The 23,530-nt window shown below is 59.9% G+C and carries 16 protein-coding genes; 7 read left to right on the top strand and 9 right to left on the bottom strand.

Annotated elements, in window-relative coordinates:
* The first annotated feature begins 78 nt into the window (after positions 1–78).
* Entirely contained in the window at positions 79–738 is a 660-nt protein-coding gene (locus HUW52_RS12715; RefSeq protein ID WP_016983928.1) for a LexA family transcriptional regulator, read from the top strand.
* Between the two features lie 40 nt (positions 739–778).
* On the opposite strand, the gene HUW52_RS12720 is transcribed toward HUW52_RS12715, so the two are convergent.
* From HUW52_RS12720 to HUW52_RS12735, 4 genes are all read right to left on the bottom strand, one after another.
* Positions 779–2,728, bottom strand: coding sequence for an acetyl/propionyl/methylcrotonyl-CoA carboxylase subunit alpha (locus HUW52_RS12720; RefSeq protein ID WP_175553821.1), 1,950 nt, complete (start codon positions 2,726–2,728; stop codon positions 779–781).
* A complete protein-coding gene (locus HUW52_RS12725) occupies positions 2,728–3,543 on the bottom strand; it encodes a gamma-carboxygeranoyl-CoA hydratase (RefSeq protein WP_175553822.1) in 816 nt (271 codons plus the stop codon). The genes HUW52_RS12720 and HUW52_RS12725 overlap by 1 nt, the downstream gene beginning before the upstream one ends.
* 117 nt (positions 3,544–3,660) lie before the next feature.
* Complete coding sequence (locus tag HUW52_RS12730) at positions 3,661–5,268, bottom strand: carboxyl transferase domain-containing protein (RefSeq protein WP_175553823.1); 1,608 nt, start codon at positions 5,266–5,268, stop codon at positions 3,661–3,663.
* A gap of 12 nt (positions 5,269–5,280) precedes the next feature.
* The gene (locus HUW52_RS12735) at positions 5,281–6,444 is read right to left on the bottom strand and encodes an isovaleryl-CoA dehydrogenase (RefSeq protein ID WP_007917237.1); all 1,164 of its coding nucleotides are present in this window, start codon (positions 6,442–6,444) and stop codon (positions 5,281–5,283) included.
* 297 nt (positions 6,445–6,741) lie between these two features.
* On the opposite strand from HUW52_RS12735, the gene HUW52_RS12740 reads away from it, so the two are divergent.
* Entirely contained in the window at positions 6,742–8,439 is a 1,698-nt protein-coding gene (locus HUW52_RS12740) for an AMP-binding protein (protein WP_175553824.1), read from the top strand.
* A 669-nt stretch (positions 8,440–9,108) separates the two neighbouring features.
* Here HUW52_RS12740 and HUW52_RS12745 read toward each other — a convergent pair.
* The 3 genes from HUW52_RS12745 to HUW52_RS12755 all read right to left on the bottom strand — a co-directional run bounded on the left by HUW52_RS12745 (position 9,109) and on the right by HUW52_RS12755 (position 11,685).
* Positions 9,109–10,008 (bottom strand): hydroxymethylglutaryl-CoA lyase, encoded by a 900-nt coding sequence (locus HUW52_RS12745; RefSeq protein ID WP_175553825.1) that lies wholly within the window; start codon positions 10,006–10,008, stop codon positions 9,109–9,111.
* Positions 10,009–10,153: 145 nt separating this feature from the next.
* Complete coding sequence (locus HUW52_RS12750; RefSeq protein WP_042559912.1) at positions 10,154–10,552, bottom strand: MerR family DNA-binding transcriptional regulator; 399 nt, start codon at positions 10,550–10,552, stop codon at positions 10,154–10,156.
* Positions 10,553–10,755: 203 nt separating this feature from the next.
* Positions 10,756–11,685, bottom strand: a complete 930-nt coding sequence (locus HUW52_RS12755; RefSeq protein ID WP_016986544.1) for a LysR family transcriptional regulator — start codon at positions 11,683–11,685, stop codon at positions 10,756–10,758.
* Between the two features lie 157 nt (positions 11,686–11,842).
* Between HUW52_RS12755 and HUW52_RS12760 the strand changes: the two genes are divergently transcribed.
* Positions 11,843–13,072 carry an acyl-CoA dehydrogenase gene (locus HUW52_RS12760; protein ID WP_175553826.1) on the top strand — a complete coding sequence of 410 codons (1,230 nt, stop codon included), beginning with the start codon at positions 11,843–11,845 and terminating at the stop codon, positions 13,070–13,072.
* Between the two features lie 130 nt (positions 13,073–13,202).
* Here HUW52_RS12760 and HUW52_RS12765 read toward each other — a convergent pair whose 3' ends face one another.
* On the bottom strand, positions 13,203–14,537 hold the full coding sequence (locus tag HUW52_RS12765) for a substrate-binding domain-containing protein (protein ID WP_175553827.1): 1,335 nt from the start codon (positions 14,535–14,537) through the stop codon (positions 13,203–13,205).
* A gap of 187 nt (positions 14,538–14,724) precedes the next feature.
* Complete coding sequence (xthA, locus tag HUW52_RS12770; protein ID WP_016986547.1) at positions 14,725–15,537, bottom strand: exodeoxyribonuclease III; 813 nt, start codon at positions 15,535–15,537, stop codon at positions 14,725–14,727.
* A gap of 296 nt (positions 15,538–15,833) precedes the next feature.
* Here xthA and HUW52_RS12775 point away from each other — a divergent pair, with 296 nt between their 5' ends.
* The 4 genes from HUW52_RS12775 (at position 15,834) to HUW52_RS12790 (ending at position 23,384) form a co-directional block, all read left to right on the top strand.
* On the top strand, positions 15,834–16,484 hold the full coding sequence (locus tag HUW52_RS12775; RefSeq protein WP_007912451.1) for an N-acetyltransferase: 651 nt from the start codon (positions 15,834–15,836) through the stop codon (positions 16,482–16,484).
* Positions 16,485–16,550: 66 nt separating this feature from the next.
* Entirely contained in the window at positions 16,551–18,278 is a 1,728-nt protein-coding gene (locus HUW52_RS12780) for an autotransporter assembly complex family protein (protein ID WP_175553828.1), read from the top strand.
* Entirely contained in the window at positions 18,275–21,949 is a 3,675-nt protein-coding gene (locus HUW52_RS12785) for a translocation/assembly module TamB domain-containing protein (protein ID WP_175553829.1), read from the top strand. The genes HUW52_RS12780 and HUW52_RS12785 overlap by 4 nt, the downstream gene beginning before the upstream one ends.
* A gap of 118 nt (positions 21,950–22,067) precedes the next feature.
* Complete coding sequence (locus HUW52_RS12790; protein ID WP_175553830.1) at positions 22,068–23,384, top strand: DUF308 domain-containing protein; 1,317 nt, start codon at positions 22,068–22,070, stop codon at positions 23,382–23,384.
* Positions 23,385–23,530 lie beyond the last annotated feature (146 nt).

The following is a 23,530-nucleotide window of genomic DNA, read 5'->3' on the forward strand; positions in this document are numbered from 1 at the left end:
GTGTTGTAGTCATTACTAAAATTTAAATACTACAATTTGTGTTTTGTAGCCCGCAGGGCGTCCGCTAAGGTGCCGCACATGGATAAATGGATTGAGTTGGTCAAGGCCAAGATGAGTGAACTCAAAATCACTCAAACAGAGCTCGGAGAGCGCGTCGGCATGTCCCAGGGCGGGATCGGCCATTGGCTGAACAAGCGTCGCGAACCCGGCATCACGGAAATGAATCGCGTGCTGCAAGCGCTGGGCATGGATTTTCTGGAAGTGGTGCTGGTGATCCGGGAACCGCAAATAACATCTGACGACGACATGCCGCTGGCGCAGAAGTACAACCCTTACTTCCGTTACCCGGTCAGCGATTGGCAGACGACCTGCGAGGTGCGCGAGAGCGATGCGGCATCCTACGCCAAGGCATCAGGCAAACAGCGTTTCGAACTGACGGATTACCACGCGCGTGGCCCGGCGTTCTGGCTGACGGTGACGGGGGATTCGATGACCGCTCCCAGTGGCCAGAGCATCGCCGAAGGCATGCTGATTCTGGTTGATCCGGCGGCCGAGGCGGTGCCCGGCAAACTGGTGATCGCTCAGTGGCCCGACAGCGCTGAAGCGATTTTTCGCAAACTCGACGAAGAGGGCGGCCAGCGTTACCTGGTGCCGCTCAATCCGACGTGGCCGAAGGCGCTGCTGACCGATGAGTGTCGAATTATCGGTGTTGTGGTTCAGGCAACGGCGCGTTACTAGTCAGATCGATCCTCGCCAGGCGTAGGATCGATCCTCTCGTTCACACTTCTTCCAGTTCAACCAAAGCGCTGCCTTCGCCGACCATTTCACCTTCCTGGCAATACAGTGCTTTGATCACCCCGGCATGCGGCGCGCGGATGCTGTGTTCCATCTTCATCGCTTCCAGCACCACTAGTTGCGCGCCGGCCTCGACCGATTGCCCGGCCTCGACCAGCACACGGACAATACTGCCGTTCATGGGCGCCGTCAGGCCACCCTGATGACTGTGACTGGCTTCGACCGCAGTGATCGGGTCATACGTCTCGATGCGCCGCAACTCACCGTCCCATTGCAGGTACAGCGCATCGCCCTGGCGAATCGCACGCAACGTGCGACGGACGCCTTCGTGCTCGACGATTAGCACTTCACCGGACAGTCTGGCGTGGTCAGCGGCGCTCAGCGTCAAGGCTCGGTCCTGCCCCTCGCAAGTCAAATGCAGAGTGATTTCCCGTGGCAGACCCGCACGCAAACCGCTGTTGAGCGACCACGGCGAAGCAGGGTCATCCTGGCGCGCCAACTGGGGCAGGCTCTGCGCCACCGCTTGAGCCGCCGCGTCCCAGAACGCATCGCTCAGCGTGCCCGGAGCAGGCAGCAATTGCTCCTGATAACGTGGAATAAACCCGGTATCCAGTTCCGCCGCCGCGAACGCCGGGTGCGCAATGATCCGCCGCAGGAAGTTGATGTTGGTTTTCAAACCGCCAATCGCAAACTCGTCGAGCATGCTCAGCAAACGCAGTCGCGCCTGTTCACGATCCTCACCCCAGGCAATCAGCTTGCCGAGCATCGGGTCGTAGAACGGCGAAATTTCATCGCCTTCTTCGACCCCGCTATCGACTCGACGCCCGGGCCCTTCAGCGGACTCGCGATACAAATCCAGACGTCCGGTTGCCGGCAGAAAGTCATTTGAAGGATCTTCGGCATACAAGCGCACTTCAATTGCATGGCCGTTGAGCGGCACCTGCTCTTGAGTGATCGGCAGCGTTTCACCACGAGCAACGCGGATCTGCCACGCGACCAGATCGAGACCGGTGATAGCTTCAGTCACCGGATGCTCCACTTGTAAGCGCGTGTTCATCTCCATAAAGAAGAATTCACCGCGCGCATCCAGCAGAAACTCCACCGTACCGGCTCCGACATAGCCGATTGCTTGCGCCGAACGCACAGCCGCTTCGCCCATGGCGCGACGCAACTCCGGGGACAAGCCCGGTGCCGGCGCCTCTTCGACGACTTTCTGGTGACGGCGCTGAATCGAGCAGTCACGCTCATTGAGGTACAGGCAGTTGCCATGCTGATCGGCGAACACCTGAATTTCCACGTGACGCGGCTTGAGCAGGTATTTCTCCACCAGCATCCGCGAATCGCCGAACGATGACTGCGCTTCACGCTGAGCCGAGGCGAGGGCTTCGGCCAATTGGCTGACGTCCTCGACCACTTTCATGCCTTTGCCACCGCCGCCGGCCGTGGCTTTGAGCAACACCGGATAACCGATGCGTTCGCAGGCATCGCGGAAGGTGTCCAGGTCCTGCGCTTCGCCGTGATAACCCGGTACCAGTGGCACGCCAGCGGTTTCCATCAGCGCTTTGGCGGCGGACTTGCTGCCCATGGCGTCGATGGCCGAGGCGGGCGGACCGAGGAAAATCAGCCCAGCCGCTTCAATCGCGCGGGCAAACCCGGCGTTTTCCGAGAGAAACCCGTAACCCGGATGAATCGCCTGAGCGCCACTGGCCTTGGCCGCTGCGATCAATTTGTCGATTTGCAGATAACTGTCGGCCGCTTTGCTGCCACCGAGATCGACACGAATATCCGCTTCACGACTGTGCCGCGCCTCGCGGTCGGTGGCGCTGTGCACGGCGACCGTGGTCAGGCCCAGCGCTTTGGCGGTGCGCATCACGCGGCAGGCGATTTCGCCACGGTTGGCCACCAGCAGGGTGGTGAGAACGGGTGCGCTCATCAATGCGGCTCCTTGGTGGTGGTTGCGGCTTGCCAGCTCGGTGGACGTTTTTGCAGAAAGGCGCGCAAGCCTTCCTGACCTTCCGGGCTGACGCGGATACGGGCGATGGCATTTTCGGTGTAGCGGCGCAGCGCCGGGGTCAGTGAGCCGTTGCCGACTTCACGCAGCAGGTCCTTGCTGGCGCGCATGGCGGCGGGGCTGTTGAGCAGCAAGTTGTTGATCCAGTGCTCGACTTGCTGATCAAGTTCAGCGGCCGGATAGCTCTCGGACAACAAACCGATTTCGCGCGCACGTTGCCCGCCGAAACGCTCGGCGGTCAGGGCATATCGACGTGCAGCGCGTTCGCCGATGGCCTGCACCACAAACGGGCTTATTACCGCCGGCGCCAGACCAATGCGTACTTCCGACAGGCAGAATTGCGCGTCATCGGCGCCAATCGCCATGTCACAGCAACTGATCAACCCCAGCGCGCCCCCGAATGCCGCGCCTTGTACCACAGCCACGGTGGGGATCTTCAACTTGGCGAGGTTGTACATCAACTCTGCCAGTTCACGGGCGTCGTCGAGGTTGGTGTGGTAATCGAGTTCGGCCGATTGCTGCATCCACGCCAGATCAGCGCCGGCACTGAAGTGCTTGCCACGGCCACGCACCAGCAGGAAACGCAGGCTGGCGTCGCTGGCGACTTTGTCCAGCGCGAGGATCAGCTCGCGGATCATCTCGGCGTTGAAGGCGTTGTTCTTTTCCGCGCGGTTGAGCCACAGCGTCGCGAAACCGCGTGGGTCGTTTTGCAGTTCGAGGGTGTTGAAGTCACTCATATTCATCCGTCTCCACGGTTCCTGTGGGAGAGAGCCTGCTCGCGAACGCGTTGTATCAGTCGACATTTCCGCTACCTGACAAACCGTATTCGCGAGCAGGCTCGCTCACACAAAAAATCACATCCGGAACACGCCGAAGCGGCTCGGTTCGATTGGCGCGTTCAGCGACGCGGACAGGGCCAGGGCCAGCACATCGCGGGTCTGCGCCGGGTCGATGACGCCGTCGTCCCATAGCCGTGCGCTGGAATAGTAGGGGTGACCCTGCTCTTCATACTGGTCGAGGATCGGTTGTTTGATCTCGGTTTCCTGCTCGGCACTGAAACCCTGACCGCTGCGCTCAGCCTGCTCACGTTTGACCTGCACCAACACGCCAGCGGCCTGTTCTGCACCCATCACGCCGATCCGCGCGTTCGGCCACATCCACAGGAAGCGTGGATCGTAAGCGCGTCCGCACATGCCGTAGTTACCGGCGCCGAAGCTGCCGCCGATGATCACGGTGAATTTCGGCACCTTGGCGCACGCCACCGCTGTCACCAGTTTCGCGCCGTGCTTGGCGATGCCGCCGGCTTCGTATTTCTGCCCGACCATGAAGCCGGTGATGTTCTGCAGAAACAGCAGCGGAATGCCGCGCTGGCAGGCCAGTTCGATGAAGTGCGCGCCTTTCTGCGCGGCTTCGGCGAAGAGGATCCCGTTGTTGGCCAGAATCGCGATCGGATAACCGTGCAGGTGCGCAAAGCCACAGACCAGCGTAGTGCCGAACAGCGCTTTGAATTCATCGAACACCGAACCGTCGACCAGTCGCGCAATCACTTCGCGCACGTCGAACGGCTGCTTGGCGTCGGCCGATACCACGCCATACAACTCGTCGCTGCTGTACAACGGCGCAATCGGTGTGCGCTGCTGCACTTCACCGAGCTTGCGCCAGTTAAGGTTGGCGACGCTGCGGCGGGCGAGGGCGAGGGCATGTTCGTCACTCTCTGCATAATGGTCAGCAACGCCGGAAATCTTGCAGTGCACATCGGCACCACCCAGGTCTTCAGCGCTGACCACTTCACCGGTCGCGGCTTTTACCAGTGGCGGGCCGGCGAGGAAAATCGTCGCCTGATTGCGCACCATGATCGCTTCGTCAGCCATCGCCGGCACATAGGCGCCGCCAGCAGTGCAAGAACCCATGACCACGGCGATCTGCGGAATGCCCATCGCGCTCATGTTGGCCTGATTGAAGAAAATCCGTCCGAAATGCTCGCGATCCGGGAACACTTCATCCTGACGCGGCAAGTTGGCGCCACCTGAGTCGACCAGATAGATGCACGGCAGACGATTCTGCTGCGCGATGGTCTGCGCGCGCAGGTGTTTTTTCACGGTCAGCGGGTAGTACGAACCGCCCTTCACCGTCGCATCATTGGCGACGATCATGCACTCGACGCCTTCGACCCGACCGATCCCGGCAATCACGCCAGCGGCGGGCACGTCTTCGCCATACACGGCGTGGGCGGCCAATTGGCTGATTTCCAGAAACGGTGAGCCCGGATCGAGCAAACGGTTGATGCGTTCGCGCGGCAGCAATTTGCCGCGCGAGGTGTGACGTTCCTGAGCTTTCGCGCCGCCACCCTGCGCCACTTGGGCGAGCAGGGTGTGCAGGGCGTCGACCTGTTTGAGCATCGCCGCGCTGTTGGCGGCGAACTCCGCTGAGCGGGGATTGAGCTGAGTGTGCAGGGTAGCCATGGCCAGCTCCGTTTAGCGGGTTTCGTTGAACAGTTCGCGACCGATCAGCATGCGACGGATCTCACTGGTGCCAGCGCCGATTTCGTACAGCTTGGCGTCACGCAGCAAGCGCCCAGCCGGGAATTCGTTGATGTAACCGTTGCCGCCGAGAATCTGGATGGCGTCGAGGGCCATTTGTGTGGCGCGTTCGGCGGTGTAGAGGATCACCCCGGCGGCGTCTTTGCGTGTGGTTTCGCCGCGCTCGCAAGCCTGCGCAACGGCATACAGATAGGCGCGGCTGGCGTTGAGTTGGGTGTACATGTCGGCGACTTTGCCCTGGATCAGCTGGAATTCGCCGATGCTCTGGCCGAACTGTTTGCGGTCGTGGATGTACGGCACGATCAGGTCCATGCACGACTGCATGATCCCGGTCGGGCCACCGGACAGCACGACGCGCTCGTAATCGAGGCCGCTCATCAGCACTTTCACGCCACCGTTGAGCACGCCGAGGATGTTTTCTTCCGGCACTTCAACGTCATCGAAGAACAGCTCGCAGGTGTTGGAACCGCGCATGCCGAGCTTGTCGAACTTGTTGCTGCGGCTGAAACCTTTCCAGTCGCGCTCGACGATGAAGGCGGTGATGCCGTGTGGGCCTTTTTCCAGGTCGGTCTTGGCGTAGATCACATAGGTGTTGGCATCCGGGCCGTTGGTGATCCAGGTTTTGCTGCCGTTAAGGACGAAGCGGTCGCCGCGTTTGTCGGCGCGCAGTTTCATCGAAACCACATCGGAACCTGCGTTCGGTTCGCTCATCGCCAGTGCGCCAACGTGCTCGCCGCTGATCAGCTTCGGCAGGTACTTGGATTTCTGTTCGTGGTTGCCGTTGCGGTTGATCTGGTTGACGCAGAGGTTGGAATGCGCGCCGTAGGACAACGCCACCGAGGCCGAGCCACGGCTGATTTCTTCCATCGCCACGACGTGCGCCAGATAACCCAGGCCAGCGCCGCCGTACTCTTCCGGCACGGTGATACCGAGCAGGCCCATGTCGCCGAACTTGCGCCACATGTCAGCGGGGAACAGGTTGTCGCTGTCGATCTGCGCCGCGCGGGGAGCGATCTCCTTGGCGACAAAGGACTGGACCTGATCGCGCAGCATGTCGATGGTTTCACCGAGGGCGAAGTTCAGGGATGGGTAGCTCATGGGTCACCTTTTGGCTTTTTTGTAGGGTGGGGAGGGCGGTCACTCAGCTCTCACCTTTACGTTAACGTAAGCTTGTGGCTGATGGCTGTCAATCACCCTTTACGTTAACGTCAACTTGAGCGAGAGTAAGGGCAGTTCAAGATTGAAACGGAGTAGACCTTGTGGGAGCGAGCTTGCTCGCGAAAGCGTCAGATCAGTCAACATGGATGTTGAACCCGCTGGCCTCTTCGCGAGCAAGCTCGCTCCCACAGGGGTTAAATCCGGCAAAACCCACTAATAAAGACAATAGGGGTCGTCATGGATCAACCCAGTGCAAACCCGCAGCGCAGCTACACCCGTGGTTCTCAGGACAAAGCCTTGCTGGCGATGACCATCGGGCAGAAGTTCGATCAGACCGTCGCGCAGTATCCCGACGGTGAAGCGCTGGTGGTGCGCCATCAGCAACTGCGCTATTCCTGGCGACAACTGGCCGACGCGGTGGATCTGCACGCCAGAGCGCTGCTCGCCCTGGGTTTACAGGCCGGCGATCGTCTCGGTATCTGGGCGCCGAACTGCGCGCAGTGGTGCATCACCCAATTCGCCACCGCAAAAATCGGCGTGATCCTGGTCAACGTCAACCCGGCCTACCGCAATTCCGAACTGGAATACGTGCTCAAACAATCCGGCTGCCAATGGCTGGTCTGCGCCGGGGCATTCAAGTCCTCCAACTATCACGGCATGTTGCAAGGCCTGGTGCCGGAACTGGCCGAGCAATCCATCGGCCAACTGCGTAGCGATCGTCTGCCGGACTTGCGTGGGGTGATCAGTCTCGACCCGCAGCCACCGTCAGGTTTCCTGCCGTGGTCGCAACTGGCAGATCTGGCCACCGGCATCTCCCCGGAACAACTCATCGAACGCAGCGACAGCCTGCACTTCGATCAACCGGTCAACATCCAGTACACCTCCGGCACTACCGGTTTCCCCAAGGGCGCGACCCTCAGCCACTACAACATCCTCAATAACGGTTACATGGTCGGTGAAAGCATCGGCCTGACTCCTCGCGATCGCCTGGTGATCCCGGTCCCGCTGTACCACTGCTTCGGCATGGTCATGGGCAACCTCGGCTGCATCACCCACGGCAGCACGATGATTTACCCCAACGATGCTTTCGACCCGTTGCTGACCCTGCAAACCGTCGCCGATGAAAAAGCCACCGGCCTCTACGGCGTACCGACCATGTTCATCGCCATGCTCGATCAGCCGCAACGTCACGACTTTGACCTGTCGAGCCTGCGCACCGGGATCATGGCCGGCGCCACGTGCCCGATCGAAGTGATGCGCCGAGTGATCAGCGAGATGCACATGAGCGAAGTGCAGATTGCGTACGGCATGACCGAAACCAGCCCGGTGTCGCTGCAAACCGGCCCGAACGACGAACTGGAGTTACGCGTGACCACCGTCGGCCGCACCCAGCCACAACTGGAAAGCAAGATCATCGATGAAGCCGGCAACCTCGTACCACGCGGCACCATCGGCGAGCTGTGCACGCGCGGTTACAGCGTGATGCTCGGCTACTGGAGCAATCCGCAGGCCACGGCTGAAGCCATCGATGAAGCGGGCTGGATGCACACCGGCGACCTCGCGAGCATGAACGAGGAGGGTTACGTCAACATCGCCGGGCGTAACAAAGACATGATCATTCGTGGCGGCGAGAATGTTTATCCGCGTGAGCTGGAAGAGTTTTTCTTCACCCATCCGGCGGTGGCGGACGTGCAGGTGATCGGCATTCCATGCTCACGTTACGGTGAGGAGATTGTCGCCTGGATCAAATTCCACCCCGGCCACAACGCTTCGGAGCTGGAGCTGCAAACCTGGTGCAAGGAACGCATCGCGCACTTCAAGACGCCACGGCACTTCAAGTTCGTCGAAGAGTTTCCGATGACGGTGACGGGCAAGATTCAGAAATTCAGGATGCGAGAGATCAGTATTGAGGAAATGAAAACAATCGAACGGTAACCACAACCCCTGTGGGAGCGAGCTTGCTCGCGAAGGCGTCAGGTCAGCCAATATCTTTGTTGATGACACACCGCATTCGCGAGCAAGCTCGCTCCCACAGGGGATAGGCGTTGAGGAAAACAGGAATCACAGAAAGCACAAAGGGGAGCCGAGGCTCCCCTTTAATTTTGTCGTCGCGTGCTCTTTTTTATTATTGAGGGTCGGTCTGTTGTTGTTTTTGGCAACCGTGGCCCTTTACCGCTGTTTTTGGCGACCCCCATCCGGGGTCAAGAGCAAACGTATTTTTTTGAGCGCTGATCTACTTTCTCGCTAAGCGATCCAACCGATTCGGGAGCTACCTGAAGGTAGTTTTATTGTTCTCTGCCCGGTTGCGGGTCACTCCTGGGAGCACCCTGAAAAGCACACCTTCTCCAAAAAAATCTGTTAGCTGCGTCTCTGCCGTGTTGTTTTTGTTATGTCAGAGTCGGTACGTCTTATTTTTATTGGTTTGCTGCTTTTTATTCTTGTTATGCCATAGAGATAGCAGAAGCCGTGCCAACTTTTAAAATTCTTTATAAATCAATGTCTTGAGAATTTAGGCGTATTTTCATTCCAGCGGAACCAGACAATTTGTTTCCGTGTTACTCGCTTTAACCCACATTCCGGACACAGCGGTAACACCTTGTCCCCTCACTGCGCGCTGCGAGCTTTGGCAACGCGCGAACCGGTTGCGCGACCGAGTACCGCACTGATCTGCTGACCCGCGGCAATCAAGGCGTCCAGGTTGATACCGGTCTCGATGCCGAGACCGTTGAGCAGGTACACAACGTCTTCGGTAGCAACGTTACCGCTCGCGCCTTTGGCGTACGGGCAGCCGCCGAGACCCGCGATAGAGCTGTCGAACACGGAAATGCCTTCGAGCAGGCTGGCATAAATGTTGGCCATGGCCTGGCCGTAGGTGTCGTGGAAGTGCCCGGCGAGTTTGTCCCGTGGCACCTGCGCCGATACCACCTCAAACAAACGGCGAGTCGCGCCAGCGGTGCCGGTGCCAATGGTGTCGCCCAGCGATACTTCGTAGCAGCCCATCGCATACAACTCGCGCGCGACCATCGCCACTTGTTCCGGCGCGACCGTGCCTTCATACGGGCAACCGAGCACGCAGGACACGTAACCGCGCACGGTAACGCCGTGCTGTTTCGCGGCTTCCATGATTGGCGCAAAGCGCGCCAGACTTTCGCTGATCGAACAATTGATGTTGCGCTGCGAGAAGGCTTCGGAGGCAGCGGCGAACACCGCGACTTCCTTGACCCCGGCGGCTATGGCGTCTTCGAAGCCGCGCAGGTTCGGTGCCAGTGCACCGTAGGTCACGCCGGGTTTGCGCTGGATCTGCGCGAAGACCTCGGCAGAACCGGCCATCTGCGGCACCCATTTCGGTGAGACGAAACTGCCGACTTCTATATAGCCAAGGCCGGCGGCGCTCAAAGCGTCGACCAGTTGCACCTTGTCGGTGACGCTGATCGGTTGGGCTTCGTTTTGCAGGCCATCGCGCGGGCCGACTTCGATCAGGCGTACTTGGGAGGGGAGGGACATGGCGGTTGACCTGCTCTTTTGAATTCGTGGAAAACCCTGTGGGAGCGAGCTTGCTCGCGAAAGCGGTGTATCAGTCGACAAACATTTAAATGTCAGACCGTATTCGCGAGCAAGCTCGCTCCCACAGGGAATAGTGTTTGATCCGTTAGATCGCCTGCTGGCTCTTGAGGGTTTGTTCAAGCGCCTGCACGCAGCGCTCCTCGGCGGTATCGAGTTCCAGCTTCATCTGTTCGATATCCAGCAACTGCTGCTCCAGTTGCTCGCGGCGTTCACTGATTTTCGCCAGCATGCTGTTGAGCTGTTTGGTGTTACCGCTGGACGGGTCATAAAGCTCGATCAGTTCGCGGCATTCGGCCAGCGAGAAGCCAATGCGTTTGCCACGCAGGATCAGCTTCAGGCTGACCTTGTCGCGCGGCGAATAGATGCGTTCCTGGCCACGGCGCTCAGGACTGAGCAGGCCTTGCTCTTCATAAAAGCGGATCGCCCGGGTGGTGATGTCCAGCTCGCGGGCGAGGTCGGAGATGCTGTAAGTCTGGCTGCTCATGGAAGCGCTCGGAAAAAGGTCTTGGCGCTAAGCTAATGGCAGGTTGACGTTTACGTCAAGCGGGATGATTTGTTGTTGTCAGTGCTGGCCTCTTCGCGAGCAGGCTCACTCCCACAGTGGATGTGTGAACGCCACATAACCTGTGGGAGCGAGCCTGTCTCCGGGCGGCGTTCCGACGAAGAACGATAACGCGGTGTAATTTCTTACACCTTATCGAGCTTCTTCTCCTGCGCCGTCACCTGCTGGCACAACTCGATCATCTGCTCGCGCATCCAGCGATTCGCCGGATCCTGGTCAGTGCTTTCATGCCAATACAGATGCGTCTCCACCGGCGGCACATCATTCACCGGCAAATTAAACGCCTGCAGCTCATGCCGACGGGCAAAGCGCTCCGGCACGGTCATGACCATGTCGGTCTGCTGCATCACCTGCGACGCCATCAAGTAATGCTGCGAACGCAGGGCAATCTTTCGCTGAATACCCATTTTGCCCAGCGCCAGATCGACATAACCCAAGCCACTGCGGCGACTGGATATGTGGATATGGGTCAGCGACAGATAGTCATCCAGTGAGAGTTTTTCCTTGCCCGCCATCGGATGGCCCTTGCGCATCGCACACACGTAACGGTCTTCCATCAGCTTGACGTGACGCACCTGTGGGTCGGTGTTAAGCGGTGCATCCACGGCAAAATCCAGGCGCCCGGCCGCTAGTTCCTTGGTGGTTTCCCGGCGCTTGGACAGAAAACTTTCGATGATCACCGTTGGCGCCAAGCGGCGCAGGCGCTGAAACAGCGGCGGCAGAATCACTGCCTCGGTGAGGTCGGTCATGCTGATGCGGTAGGTTTTGACCGCTTGCGCCGGGTTGAAAATGCGGCTTTCCTGAACCGACACACGCAGCAGTGACAGCGCGTTGCGCACCGGGCCGATGATGTTCTGCGCCATGGGCGTCGGCACCATGCCCTGAGCCGTGCGCACGAACAGTGGATCGTTGAAGGTCTCGCGCAACCGCGCCAATGCGTTGGATACCGCCGGCTGCGTGATGCCGACAATCTGCCCGGCGCGGGTCAGGTTGGCTTCGGTATAGATCGCGTCAAAGACGATGAAAAGGTTGAGGTCGACCTTGCTCAGATTCATAACGCGGCTTCTCTTGTTTTTAAGGGCTGACGATCACTGGATCATATATCGGTGATGAATGTTTATACACGCCGAGAATAGGCTAGGTAAATTATCAGCGCTGTTCTAGCATCGATTGCATGACTTGAACAACCTCTGCCCAAGAAGGTAATTGATCATGGATTTCGCTTATTCGCCCAAGGTGCAAGAACTGCGTGAGCGCGTGACCGCGTTCATGGACACTTACGTTTACCCGGCCGAAGCCGTGTTCGAGCGCCAGGTTGCCGAAGGCGATCGCTGGCAGCCGACGGCGATCATGGAAGAGCTCAAAGCCAAGGCCAAAGCTGAAGGCTTGTGGAATCTGTTCCTGCCGGAGTCGGAACTCGGTGCCGGCCTGACCAACCTTGAATACGCGCCGCTGGCGGAAATCATGGGCCGCTCGCTGCTCGGCCCGGAGCCGTTCAACTGCTCGGCGCCAGACACCGGCAATATGGAAGTGCTGGTGCGCTATGCCAACGAAGAACAGAAACAACGCTGGCTCGAACCACTGCTGCGCGGCGAGATCCGCTCGGCGTTCGCCATGACCGAACCGGACGTGGCCTCGTCCGACGCCACCAACATGGCCGCCCGTGCCGTGCGTGATGGTGACGAGTGGGTGATCAACGGCAAAAAATGGTGGACCTCCGGCGCTTGCGATCCGCGCTGCAAGATCCTCATCTTCATGGGCCTGAGCAATCCCGATGCGCCGCGTCACGCCCAGCACTCGATGATCCTCGTGCCGGTCGACACTCCCGGGGTGAAAATCGTCCGTCCGTTGCCGGTGTTTGGCTACGACGACGCTCCGCACGGCCACGCCGAAGTGCTGTTCGACAACGTGCGTGTGCCGTTCGAAAACGTTTTGCTCGGTGAAGGTCGCGGTTTCGAAATCGCTCAAGGTCGCCTTGGCCCAGGCCGCATTCACCACTGCATGCGCTCGATTGGCATGGCCGAGCGTGCGCTGGAATTGATGTGCAAACGTGCGGTGAGCCGCACGGCATTCGGTAAACCGCTGGCGCGTCTGGGCGGTAACGTCGACAAGATCGCCGACTCGCGGATGGAAATCGACATGGCACGTCTGCTTACGCTGAAAGCGGCGTACATGATGGACACCGTCGGTAACAAAGTGGCGAAAAGCGAGATTGCGCAGATCAAAGTGGTTGCGCCGAACGTCGCGCTGCGAGTGATCGATCGGGCCATCCAGATGCATGGCGGGGCAGGGGTGTCGAACGACTTCCCGCTGGCCTACATGTACGCCATGCAACGCACCCTGCGCCTAGCCGACGGCCCGGACGAGGTGCACCGCGCAGCGATCGGCAAGTTCGAGATCGGCAAGTATGTGCCGAAGGAAATGCTGCGTAGCGGTCATTAAGACCGCGTCGCCTGCTTCGCGAGCAAGCTCGCTCCCACATTAAACCGCATTCCAAATGGAAGAATGCGATCCCTGTGGGAGCGAGCTTGCTCGCGAAAGGGTCAGCCCATTCAGTACATAACCATCAGACTCAATACACCCAAACCTCAACCCGCCGATTCTTGATCCTTCCTTCATCCGCATTGTTCGCCGCCACCGGCATCAACGCACCAAAGCCGCGAACCTCACGCAACACCACGCCGTTCTTCACCAGTTCCCGGCGCACCGCCATCGCCCGCAGCTTCGACAGCAGATCCGCGCGTGCCGGGTCATCCTTGGCATCACCAAAGCCGACCAAGGTCACCGCGCGTTCGGTTTTGTCACGCCGCTTTATATAGTCGATCACCCGCGCCAGATCCTGCCGCGCCTTGTTATCCAGACTCGCGCTGCCTTCTTCAAAACGGAAATTCACTGTCAGACGCTGGGCGTGACGGCTGAGGGATTGATAACCCTCGGGCATCAGCGCATTCGGCGCGACGCTCATGGCATGCACGGTCTGGCTGATAAAACCGTTTGCCGCGACAATCGCCTGGCCCTGACGACTTTGCGCAAACGTCACCAAGGCCTGCGCCCATGGATTGCTGCTGGCGGGTGGCAGATAGAAGAACAAGCGCCGCGACAGTGGATAGTCTTCTGTGGCGATCAGGCTGTTCAGCGGCAACATCGATTGCGACGCGCCATCGGCGATGGCCACGGCTTTGGCCTGACGCACGTAAGGCAAACCGATGAAACCGATGCCCTGCGGATCCGCGCTGACGGCGTCGGACAATTGCTCGCTGGACTCAAACCTTTTCGCCGCGCTGTTCAGACTTTTCCCACGCCGGCTAAGGACCAGTTCTTTAAACGTGTCGTAGGTGCCGGATTGATCATCGCGCGCATATAAATGAATCGCACCGCCACGCCCGCCGAGGTCTTCCCAGGTTTTCACCTCGCCGGCGAAGATCCGCGCCAGTTGCTCGGTGTCGAGTTGCTGCAGTGGATTGTCGGGATGAAGAATGATCGCCAGGCCATCAATGGCGATGACTTGTTCGGCGGCAGGACTTTTCAGATCGCCCAGTGATTGCAAGGTCTGCAACTCGCTGTCCTTGATCTCGCGGGAAGAGGCGGCCAGGTCGGCGCTGGCATTTTTCAACGCGGTGAAACCGGTGCTGGAACCGTGCGCGGCCACCTCCACGACCACGCGTTTGCCTTGGGCGGTCTGGCCGACGATGCGCAGTTCGTTGGCGGTGTCCGGGGTTTCGCGGTGGATTTTCAGCAAGCCCTGTTCTTGCAGCAATCCTTCGACCAGCGCCGGGCCGAGTTCGGCGCCGATGGTGTTGGAACCTTGAATGCGCAGCGCGGGGCCGTTTTCAGGAAGGGGCAGGGCAGCGGCCGAAACCGTCAGCCACGCACTCAAGAGAAAAACGCACAGAACACGCAGGGTCATGCCGGCACCGAATCAAGCCAAGGGGATTGCCGGGGAGATTAAGTCAGGCGCATGACCAAAAGATGACAACTAACCCATGTAGGAGTGAGCCTGCTCGCGATAGCGGTGTACCGGTCAAATTTATGTCGACTGATTCACCGCAATCGCGAGCAGGCTCACTCCTACAGGTATTGCGTAAGGCTTGGGATCAGGCCAATTCAAGCCAGATCGGTGCGTGATCGGACGGCTTCTCCATCCCGCGCAATTCATAATCCACACCGGCAGCCTTCACCCGTGGCAACAAACCATGCGACGCCAGAATCACGTCAATGCGCAGGCCACGCTTCGGCTCATCTTCAAAGCCACGGCTACGATAGTCGAACCAGCTGAACATGTCGGTCACGTCCGGATTCAGGTGACGATAACTGTCAGTCAAACCCCAGTTCTTCAGGCGTGCCATCCACTCACGCTCTTCCGGCAGGAAGCTGCATTTACCGGTTTTCAGCCAGCGCTTCATGTTGTCCGGGCCGATGCCGATGTCGCAGTCTTCCGGGGAAATGTTCACATCGCCCATCACCACCACGGGCTGTTCATTGTGAAACTGGCTTTCCAGCAGCGCTTGCAGATCGTTGTAGAAACGCTGCTTGGCCGGGAACTTGGTTGGATGGTCGCGGCTTTCACCCTGGGGGAAATAGCCGTTCATGATCGTCACCGGCACGCCATTGGCGTCGGCGAACGTGCCCCAGATAAAGCGGCGCTGGGCGTCTTCTTCGTCAGTGGCGAAACCTTTGTGGATCGCAATCGGTTCCTGACGCGAGAGCATCGCCACGCCGTAATGACCTTTCTGGCCGTGGAAGTACACGTGGTAGCCGAGGGCGCGGACTTCTTCGAGCGGGAACTGGTCGTCGTGGACTTTGGTTTCCTGCAGGCCGATCACGTCGGGCTGGTGTTTTTCGATCAGCGCTGCCAGCTGATGCGGACGGGCGCGCAGTCCGTTGATGTTGAAGGAAACGATCTTCATGGTCGGCAGTCCTGGCAAAAGGGCGATGCTAGCTGACATGGGGGAGATGGGCCAGTGTGGGAGAAATCATTTTGGTCTGTGGGATTTATGTTGCCTGTAAGTGCCTCTTCGCGAGCAAGCTCGCTCCCACAGGGGAATGCGTTCCAAATGTGGGAGCGAGCTTGCTCGCGAAGGCGGTCGCCCAGTCGATGAAGATCACGACTTGGTCTATACCTGTGGGGAACCACGCCACCCGCAAAAGGTTCGTACCAACAAGAGCGCCGCCATTTGAACGCGCCCCGGGGAGAGTCACCGTCATGCCTGAAACCCAGACCGCCATCGCCGACATTCATATGCTCGACCGCGGTTATTCCCGCGAAGCCCGCTCGCTGCTCTATCAGGCCTATCGCCACGAGCCGACCTTCGGCTATCTGTTCGAAGCCGAACGCCCCGGCTACGAACAACGCGTGCGGGCGACGGTGCGCGAGCTGGTCAAACAACACTTTCTGCAGGATCTGCCGGCCATCGGCCTGCTGGTCAACGACCGCCTGATCGGCATCGCGTTGATCGCGCCGCCACAGCGCCGTCTGGGTATTACCGAAAGTTGGGCGTGGCGTTTGCGCATGGTGCTCAGCACCGGCTTCCGCTGCACCCGCCGTTATCTGGAATACCACGATGCCGTTGCTGCCTGCGTACCCAGCGATTCGGTGCACATGCTGCCGCTGCTGGGCATTCACCCACAATTTCAGGGCAAGCACTTCGGCGAGCAACTGCTGACCGCCGTGCACAACTGGTGCGCGGTGGATGAAACCTCGCAGGGCGTGGTGCTCGACACCGGCAACCCGCGTTACCTGGAATTCTATAAAAGGCAGGGTTACGAGGAGATCGGCGAGGTTGCCGTCGGGCCCGTACGTGAACACGTGTTTTTCCACGCCAATCCGCAGGTGTTACAAACTGCAACAGCATAACAATCGAACTTCTTGGGAAATTTCCTGTTCTATCACGCTCCCAAGCCCGTGATAGCATCCGCGCCTATGAAGTTTCCAGGAAGATTTACCAGTGGCGTGCTCGTGCTGTTAACCAGCTGCGCGGCGCTGGCGCAAAGTGAATTGGATGTGCGGATCAAACCGTCCAACGATGAACTCAAGGCCAATATAGAAGGCTATATCGGCAGCCTCGGCGACCGTGACGAAGAAGCTCTGCAACGCTTCAGTCGCGGTGCCGAAGAGCAGGCGCGCAAGGCGGCCCAGGCGTTGGGCTACTACCAGCCGCAGATCGAAAGCGACGTCAAGGGCGGCGAAAAACCGCGCCTGATACTGAAGATCGATCCCGGCGAGCCGATTCACCTGCGCAACGTCACCCTCCGTGTCGACGGCCCGGCTGCCTCCCTCAAATCCTTTCGAGTCCCGAAAAGCGACGCGCTCAAGTCCGGTGCGGTGCTCAACCATGGCCGTTACGAAGACGCCAAAAGACTTATTCAGAATCAGGCCTCGCGCTTCGGTTTTTTCAGTGGCCACTTTACTAGCCAAAAACTCATGGTCGACCCGCGCGCCGGTGTTGCCGACATCGAACTGATCTACGAAAGCGGCCCGCGTTATGCGTTGGGCAAAGTCAAATTCGAAGGCGACACGCCGTTCGACGAAGATCTGCTGCAACGCATGGTGCCGTTCAAGGAAGGCGAGCCGTACGACTCCGAGCTGATCGCTGAGCTCAATCGCGATCTGCAATCGAGCGGTTATTTCGAAGGCGTGCGTGTCGATGCCGCACCGACCACGGCGAAAAATGACGTGATCCCGGTGGAGGTCAAACTCGACACGCGCAAGCCACGGACCATGGGCCTGGGCCTCGGTTATTCGACCGACGTCGGCCCGCGCATCAAGGCCAACTGGACGCGCCATTGGGTCAACCCGCAGGGCGACAGCTATGGCTGGGAAGCCGAACTGTCGGCGCCACGACAAAACGTCGGGCTGTTCTACGACATCCCGCTCGACCCGCCGCTGACCGACAAACTGCGTTGGGCCGGCGGTTATCAATTCGAAGACATCGACGGTTCCGACACCTTGAGCAAACTGCTCACTTTCGGCCCGGAATGGCACAGCAAATTACCGAGCGGCTGGCAGCGGGTGATCTCGCTGAAATGGCAGCGTGAAGAATACGAACTCGGCGACGATTCGGGCCTGAGTACCTTGCTGATGCCCGGCATCAGTTACTCGTACCTGAAAAGCGACAACCGCATCGACCCGCACAACGGCTATCGCCTGAGCTTCGAAAGCAAAGTGGCGAAGGAAGGCCTCGGTTCCGATAACAACCTTCTATATGGCACCGCACTGGTCAAAGGCCTGACCACAGTATTCGACAAACACCGCTTCCTCGGTCGCGTGCAGGTCGGCGGCAGCGCCACCAACGGCTACAACTCGGTGCCGCCGTCGCTGCGTTTCTTCGCCGGTGGCGATCAGAGCGTGCGCGGTTACGACTATCAGAGCCTGTCGCCGAAAAACTCCGATGGCGATCGCATCGGCGGCCGTTACATGGTCGCCGGTAGCGTCGAATATCAATACTCGATCGCCGAGAAATGGCGCGTGGCGACCTTTGTCGATCAGGGTAATTCCTTCAACAAACTCGAACTGCCGAACCTCAAGACCGGGGTCGGGATTGGTGTGCGCTGGGTCTCGCCGGTGGGGCCGATCCGCCTCGACCTGGCCCACGCACTCGACGACGATGGCGGCATCCGGCTGCACTTTTCCATGGGGCCTGAGCTGTGAAGCGTGGTTTGAAAATTACGGCGCTGGCGTTGTTGGCGCTGGTGTTGTTGATTGTATTGAGTGTCACCGCTGTGCTTGGCACGGCGACTGGCAGCCGCTGGGTGCTGGGCCTCGTACCGGGCTTGAGCGTGGAAAATTTCCAGGGTCGTCTCGGCGGGCAGTGGAGCGCCGATCATCTGCTGTGGCAGCAGGACAGCAGCCGCGTCGAGCTGAACAAGGCGATTTTCGCTTGGTCGCCGCTATGCCTGACGCGCATGACCCTGTGCATCGACCAGCTCAAGGCTGATCAGGTCATTCTGCAATTCCCGCCGAGCGAAGAGACCACCGAAAGCGGCCCGATCAAACTGCCGGATCTGCAATTGCCGGTGGCCATCGAACTGGGCGACGTGCAGGTCGGCAGCCTGTTGTTCAACGGCAGCGAACAGCTCAAGGGTTTGCAACTGGCAGCGCACTGGACTGCCCAGGGCATGCAGATTGAAAGCATCAAATTGCAGCGCGATGACCTCAGCCTGAACCTGTCCGGCACGCTCGCACCGAGCGGCAACTGGCCGCTGAACATTGCCGGTGACCTGACGTTGCCATCGCCGGGTACTGGGCCGTGGACACTGGCGTTGAAGATCGACGGCGACCTGTTGAAAACCCTCAACCTGCACGCCGACAGCCGGGGTTACCTTGACGGCCAGTTGAGCGGCGAGCTGCAACCGCTGGCGGAAAACCTGCCGGCCAAGGTGCGTATCACCAGCGATGCGTTCAAACCGAGCGCTGACCTGCCGGACACGCTGCAACTCAATCAACTGCTGCTGACCGGCGAAGGCGACCTGAAAAACGGTTATCAGCTCAACGGCAACGCCACGCTGCCCGCCGACAAAGGCCCGGTGGCGCTGTTGCTCAAAGGTAAAGTCGACGCCAGCGGCGCGCAGATTGCCGGTCTCGACCTGACGGCCAACGACAAACAAAGCCTGAAACTCACTGGCAGCGTTGACTGGAGCAAAGGCCTCAGCGCCCAAGCCAATATCAACTGGCAGGATTTCCCGTGGCACCGGCTCTATAACGAAATCGACGAGCCGCAAGTCGCCCTGCGTACTTTCAGTGGCGAAGTCTCCTACACCGATGGGCAATACCTCGGTAACTTCGACGCCGCACTGGATGGTCCGGCCGGCGCATTTACCCTGAGCAGTCCGTTCAGCGGCAGCCTTAAACAGATCGCTTTGCCGCAACTGAAGATGCAAGCCGGGCAGGGCAAGGCTGAAGGGCACGTCAATGTACAGTTTGCCGACGGTATCGCCTGGGACACCGCACTGGAGTTGTCAGCACTCAACCCGGCGTACTGGGTCGCCGAGCTGCCGGGCACTTTGGCCGGATCGCTGAAAAGCCAGGGCGAAATGAAAAACGAACGCCTGAGCCTGACCGCCGACCTCGACTTGAAAGGCAAACTGCGCGGGCAACCGGCGATCCTCCAGGCCAAGGCGGACGGCGCTGGCGAGCAATGGAATCTCAACGCCCTGCAAGTCCGCCTCGGCGACAACAGCATCAACGGCAAGGGCAGCCTGCAACAGAAACTCACCGGGCAGATCGACATCAAGCTGTCGCGGCTGGCCCAGCTCTGGCCGCAGCTGCGCGGGCAGGTCAACGGTCAGGTCAATGTGGCCGGCACGTTGAAGGCGCCGCAGGGCAAGCTCGACCTGCAAGGTTCGCAACTGGCGTTCCAGGACAATCGCCTGCAAAGCCTCAACCTCGATGCAACTCTCGACAGCGCACAGCGGGCGAAAATCGATTTGAAGGGCGCGGGCATTCAGGCCGGCGACACCGCGTTGGGCACGCTGACCGCCAGCGCCCAAGGTGATATCAAAAAGCAGAAACTCGACCTCGACCTGATCGGGCCGAAGCTGAAACTGGCCCTCGGTCTGGACGGCAATCTGGACAAGGGCAACTGGCGTGGACGCCTGGCCAGTGGCGATATTCAGGCCGGTGGCCAGGACTGGAAACTGCAAAGCCCGGCCAGACTCGAACGTCTGGCTGACGGCAAAATCAACTTTGGCGCGCATTGCTGGATGTCCGGCGACGCTAGCCTGTGCGGTGAAGATCAACGGCTGATGCCGGAGCCGAAACTGCGCTACCACCTCAAGCAGTTCCCGATCGAAAGCCTGGCGCAATGGTTGCCGAAAGACTTTGCCTGGAAGGGTAAGCTCAACGCCGATCTGCAACTGGATCTGCCGGCGAGTGGCCCGAACGGCGTGGTCAGCATTGACGCCAGCGGCGGCACCTTGCGCATGAAGGAAAAGGATCAGTGGCTGGACTTCCCGTACCAGACCCTGAAACTCACCAGCAAACTCACGCCAAAACGCGTCGACACCGAGCTGAATTTCGTCGGCGGCAAACTCGGCGAGTTGATGGTGCAGGCACAGCTCAATCCACTGCCGAAAAACAAACCGCTGAGCGGCTCGTTCCGTCTCTCCGGGCTGGACTTGTCGGTGGCACGGCCGTTTGTGCCGATGGTCGAGAAACTCACCGGGCGCCTCAACGGCAGCGGCACGATTTCCGGCGGATTGCTGGCGCCGCTGGTCAACGGCACCGTACAGCTCAGTGACGGCGAAGTGTCCGGTGCCGAGTTGCCGATGGAGCTGCAAAATCTGCAACTTACCGCCCTGATTGCCGGCGAGTCGGTACGCCTCGACGGCGGCTGGAAAAGCGGCAAAAGCGGGCAGGGCAGCCTCAACGGCAACGTCGCCTGGGGGCAGGCGCTGGTGGTCGATCTGGCGTTGAAAGGCACGCAATTGCCGGTCACCGTCGAGCCGTACGCCAAGCTCGAAGTGGCGCCGGACTTGAAGATTTCCATGGCCGGCGACGAGCTGAAAATCGCCGGCAAAGTGCAGGTGCCCAGAGGCGAAATCACCGTGCGAGAGCTGCCGCCATCCACGGTGAAAGTCTCCGATGACACGATCATCGTCGGTGCGCAGACCGAAGAGGGCAAACCACCGCTGGCGATGAAAATGGACATCGACGTGGTGGTCGGTGAAGACAAACTGGCCTTCGCCGGTTTTGGTCTGACCGCCAACGTGCAAGGTCATGTGCACATCGGCGACAACATGGATACCCGTGGCGAACTGTGGCTCAACGACGGCCGCTACAGTGCCTACGGTCAGCGCCTGCAAGTGCGCCGTGCGCGTCTGTTGTTCGCCGGCCCCCTCGATCAGCCGTATCTGGACATCGAAGCGATCCGCCAGACCGACGACGTGATCGCCGGTATTCGCCTGAGCGGTAGCGCCGAGCAGCCGACCACGCAGATCTTCTCGGAACCGGCGATGAGTCAGGAACAGGCGTTGTCCTATCTGGTCCTCGGTCGTCCGCTGAGCACCAACGGCGAAGACAACAACATGCTTGCGCAAGCGGCGTTGGGGCTGGGCTTGATGGGCAGTTCCGGGGTCACCAGCAGTCTGGCCAAGGATCTGGGGATTCAGGACTTTCAGCTCGACACGGCGGGCAGCGGAGATGCCACCAGTGTTGTGGCCAGCGGCAATATTACCGAGAAGCTCAGTTTGCGTTATGGCGTTGGCGTGTTTGAACCGGCCAGCACCATTGCGCTGCGCTATAAGCTGAGCAAGAAGGTTTATGTCGAGGCTGCGAGTGGCGTCGCGAGTTCGCTGGATATCTTCTACAAACGCGATTTCTAACGCGCGTTTCCCCTGGCCGGGTCGCGTCGCTGCGATCCGGCTTTTACAGAATGAATTAGACTCAGCGCTACTTGAATGCTGCGCGGTTGGCGGCTGCCCGAAAACAACAGAGACGCCTATGGTCCGCTTGAGTATGGTCTTGCTCGGTCACGAATTCGTCCGCAAGCGTTGGTCGGCGCTGGCGCTGACGGGCATTGTCTGGGGCGCGGCCGGTGTGGGCATCTTCATTGATGCGCTGGACGGGGTTTTGTATTTCCCGCTGCATCTCTTCGGCTACCTGTTGTTGCTCGAAGCCCTGATTCTGCTGCTGGTGCCGGCACCGCAAGCCGGGACCGCTGCTGCCTTGCGCAGAGCGCGAGGGTTGGCTTTTCTCTTGCTGGGACTGCTGATCGTCGACCGGCAACATGCCGCCGGGCTGATTCTGGCGGTGCTGTTTGGCGGGGCTTTCATCATTGATGGTGGCTTTCGGCTGGCGGCGGCGCTGGTGGTGCGCTTTGTCGGTTGGCAAGTGTCGCTGCTGGCGGGGTTGTTCGAAATCGGCTTTGGCGTGTTTATCCTTGAGCCGTATCCGACGCTGTATAAGGGCACGGTGCCGTTTTGCATTGGCATGAGCCTTTTCCTGACCGGTTGCGCCTTGTTGCGGCAAGCCGTGCGCTTCAAAAACCAGCTGCCGCTGACGAGTCCTGCTGCAGTGAGTGCGCCGGCAAGCAGCGACGCGTTGGTGATTCACGTCTGGACCCCCAGCGGCACCGTGGATGACACCTTGGTGCGCAATCGCCTGCTCAACCGCTACATCGCGGCGGTCGACATCAACGGCGTGATTTCCGCCGGCCATGCGGCGCTGGAATGCGGGCCGGACATCTACATCAGCCATTACCCGCAGGACGACATTGATCGTTCGGCGGGGGATTTCGTGCGATTGCTGCGGGCGACGCCGAACAACGATGTCGCCGGCCGGTTTTTGCCTGACTATGCCGGCGAGGTGGCGGACTGGTGTCCGTCTTCGGTGCAGGTCAGTTTTGCCCACTACGACGCTCGGCGACTGCATGCGTTCTGGACGGAGTATCGGCAGAACAGCACGTACAACCTCACCAGTCGCAATTGTTCCAGTGCTGTCGCCCATAGCCTCGAAGCGGCGCTGGAAGGGGCGATGAACCGAGGCCATTCGAGCATGCTGGATTTCGCCCGGGTCGTCTTCAGCCCCGAGTTCTGGGTTGCCGCGCAAGTGCGCAAACGCGCCGAGGCGATGGCCTGGACGCCCGGGCTGGTGCTTGATTATGCGCGAGCGTTGCATGCTGCCATCGAGCCGGCACCGCCGGGCTGGCACAGCATTTACGCGGTGAGCAAGCGTGCGTTTGGGTATGTGGCCACTGCGTTGCGCGGGCGTGAGGTGCATCCTGTGCAGCCGCCTGTACATCCTTCCGACGAATCCTGACCGGCTTCACACCGAGTCGCGGCCTTCGCGAGCAAGCTCGCTCCCACAGGTTTTGTGTCGTTGCCAATATTGTTTGGCTGACCCATGACCCTGTGGGAGCGAGCTTGCTCGCGAAGGCGTCAGCGCGGGCGCCACAAAAACCCAGC

The sequence above is a fragment of the Pseudomonas sp. 43A genome, from assembly GCF_013363935.1.
Taxonomy (GTDB): Bacteria; Pseudomonadota; Gammaproteobacteria; order Pseudomonadales; family Pseudomonadaceae; genus Aquipseudomonas; species Aquipseudomonas crudilactis.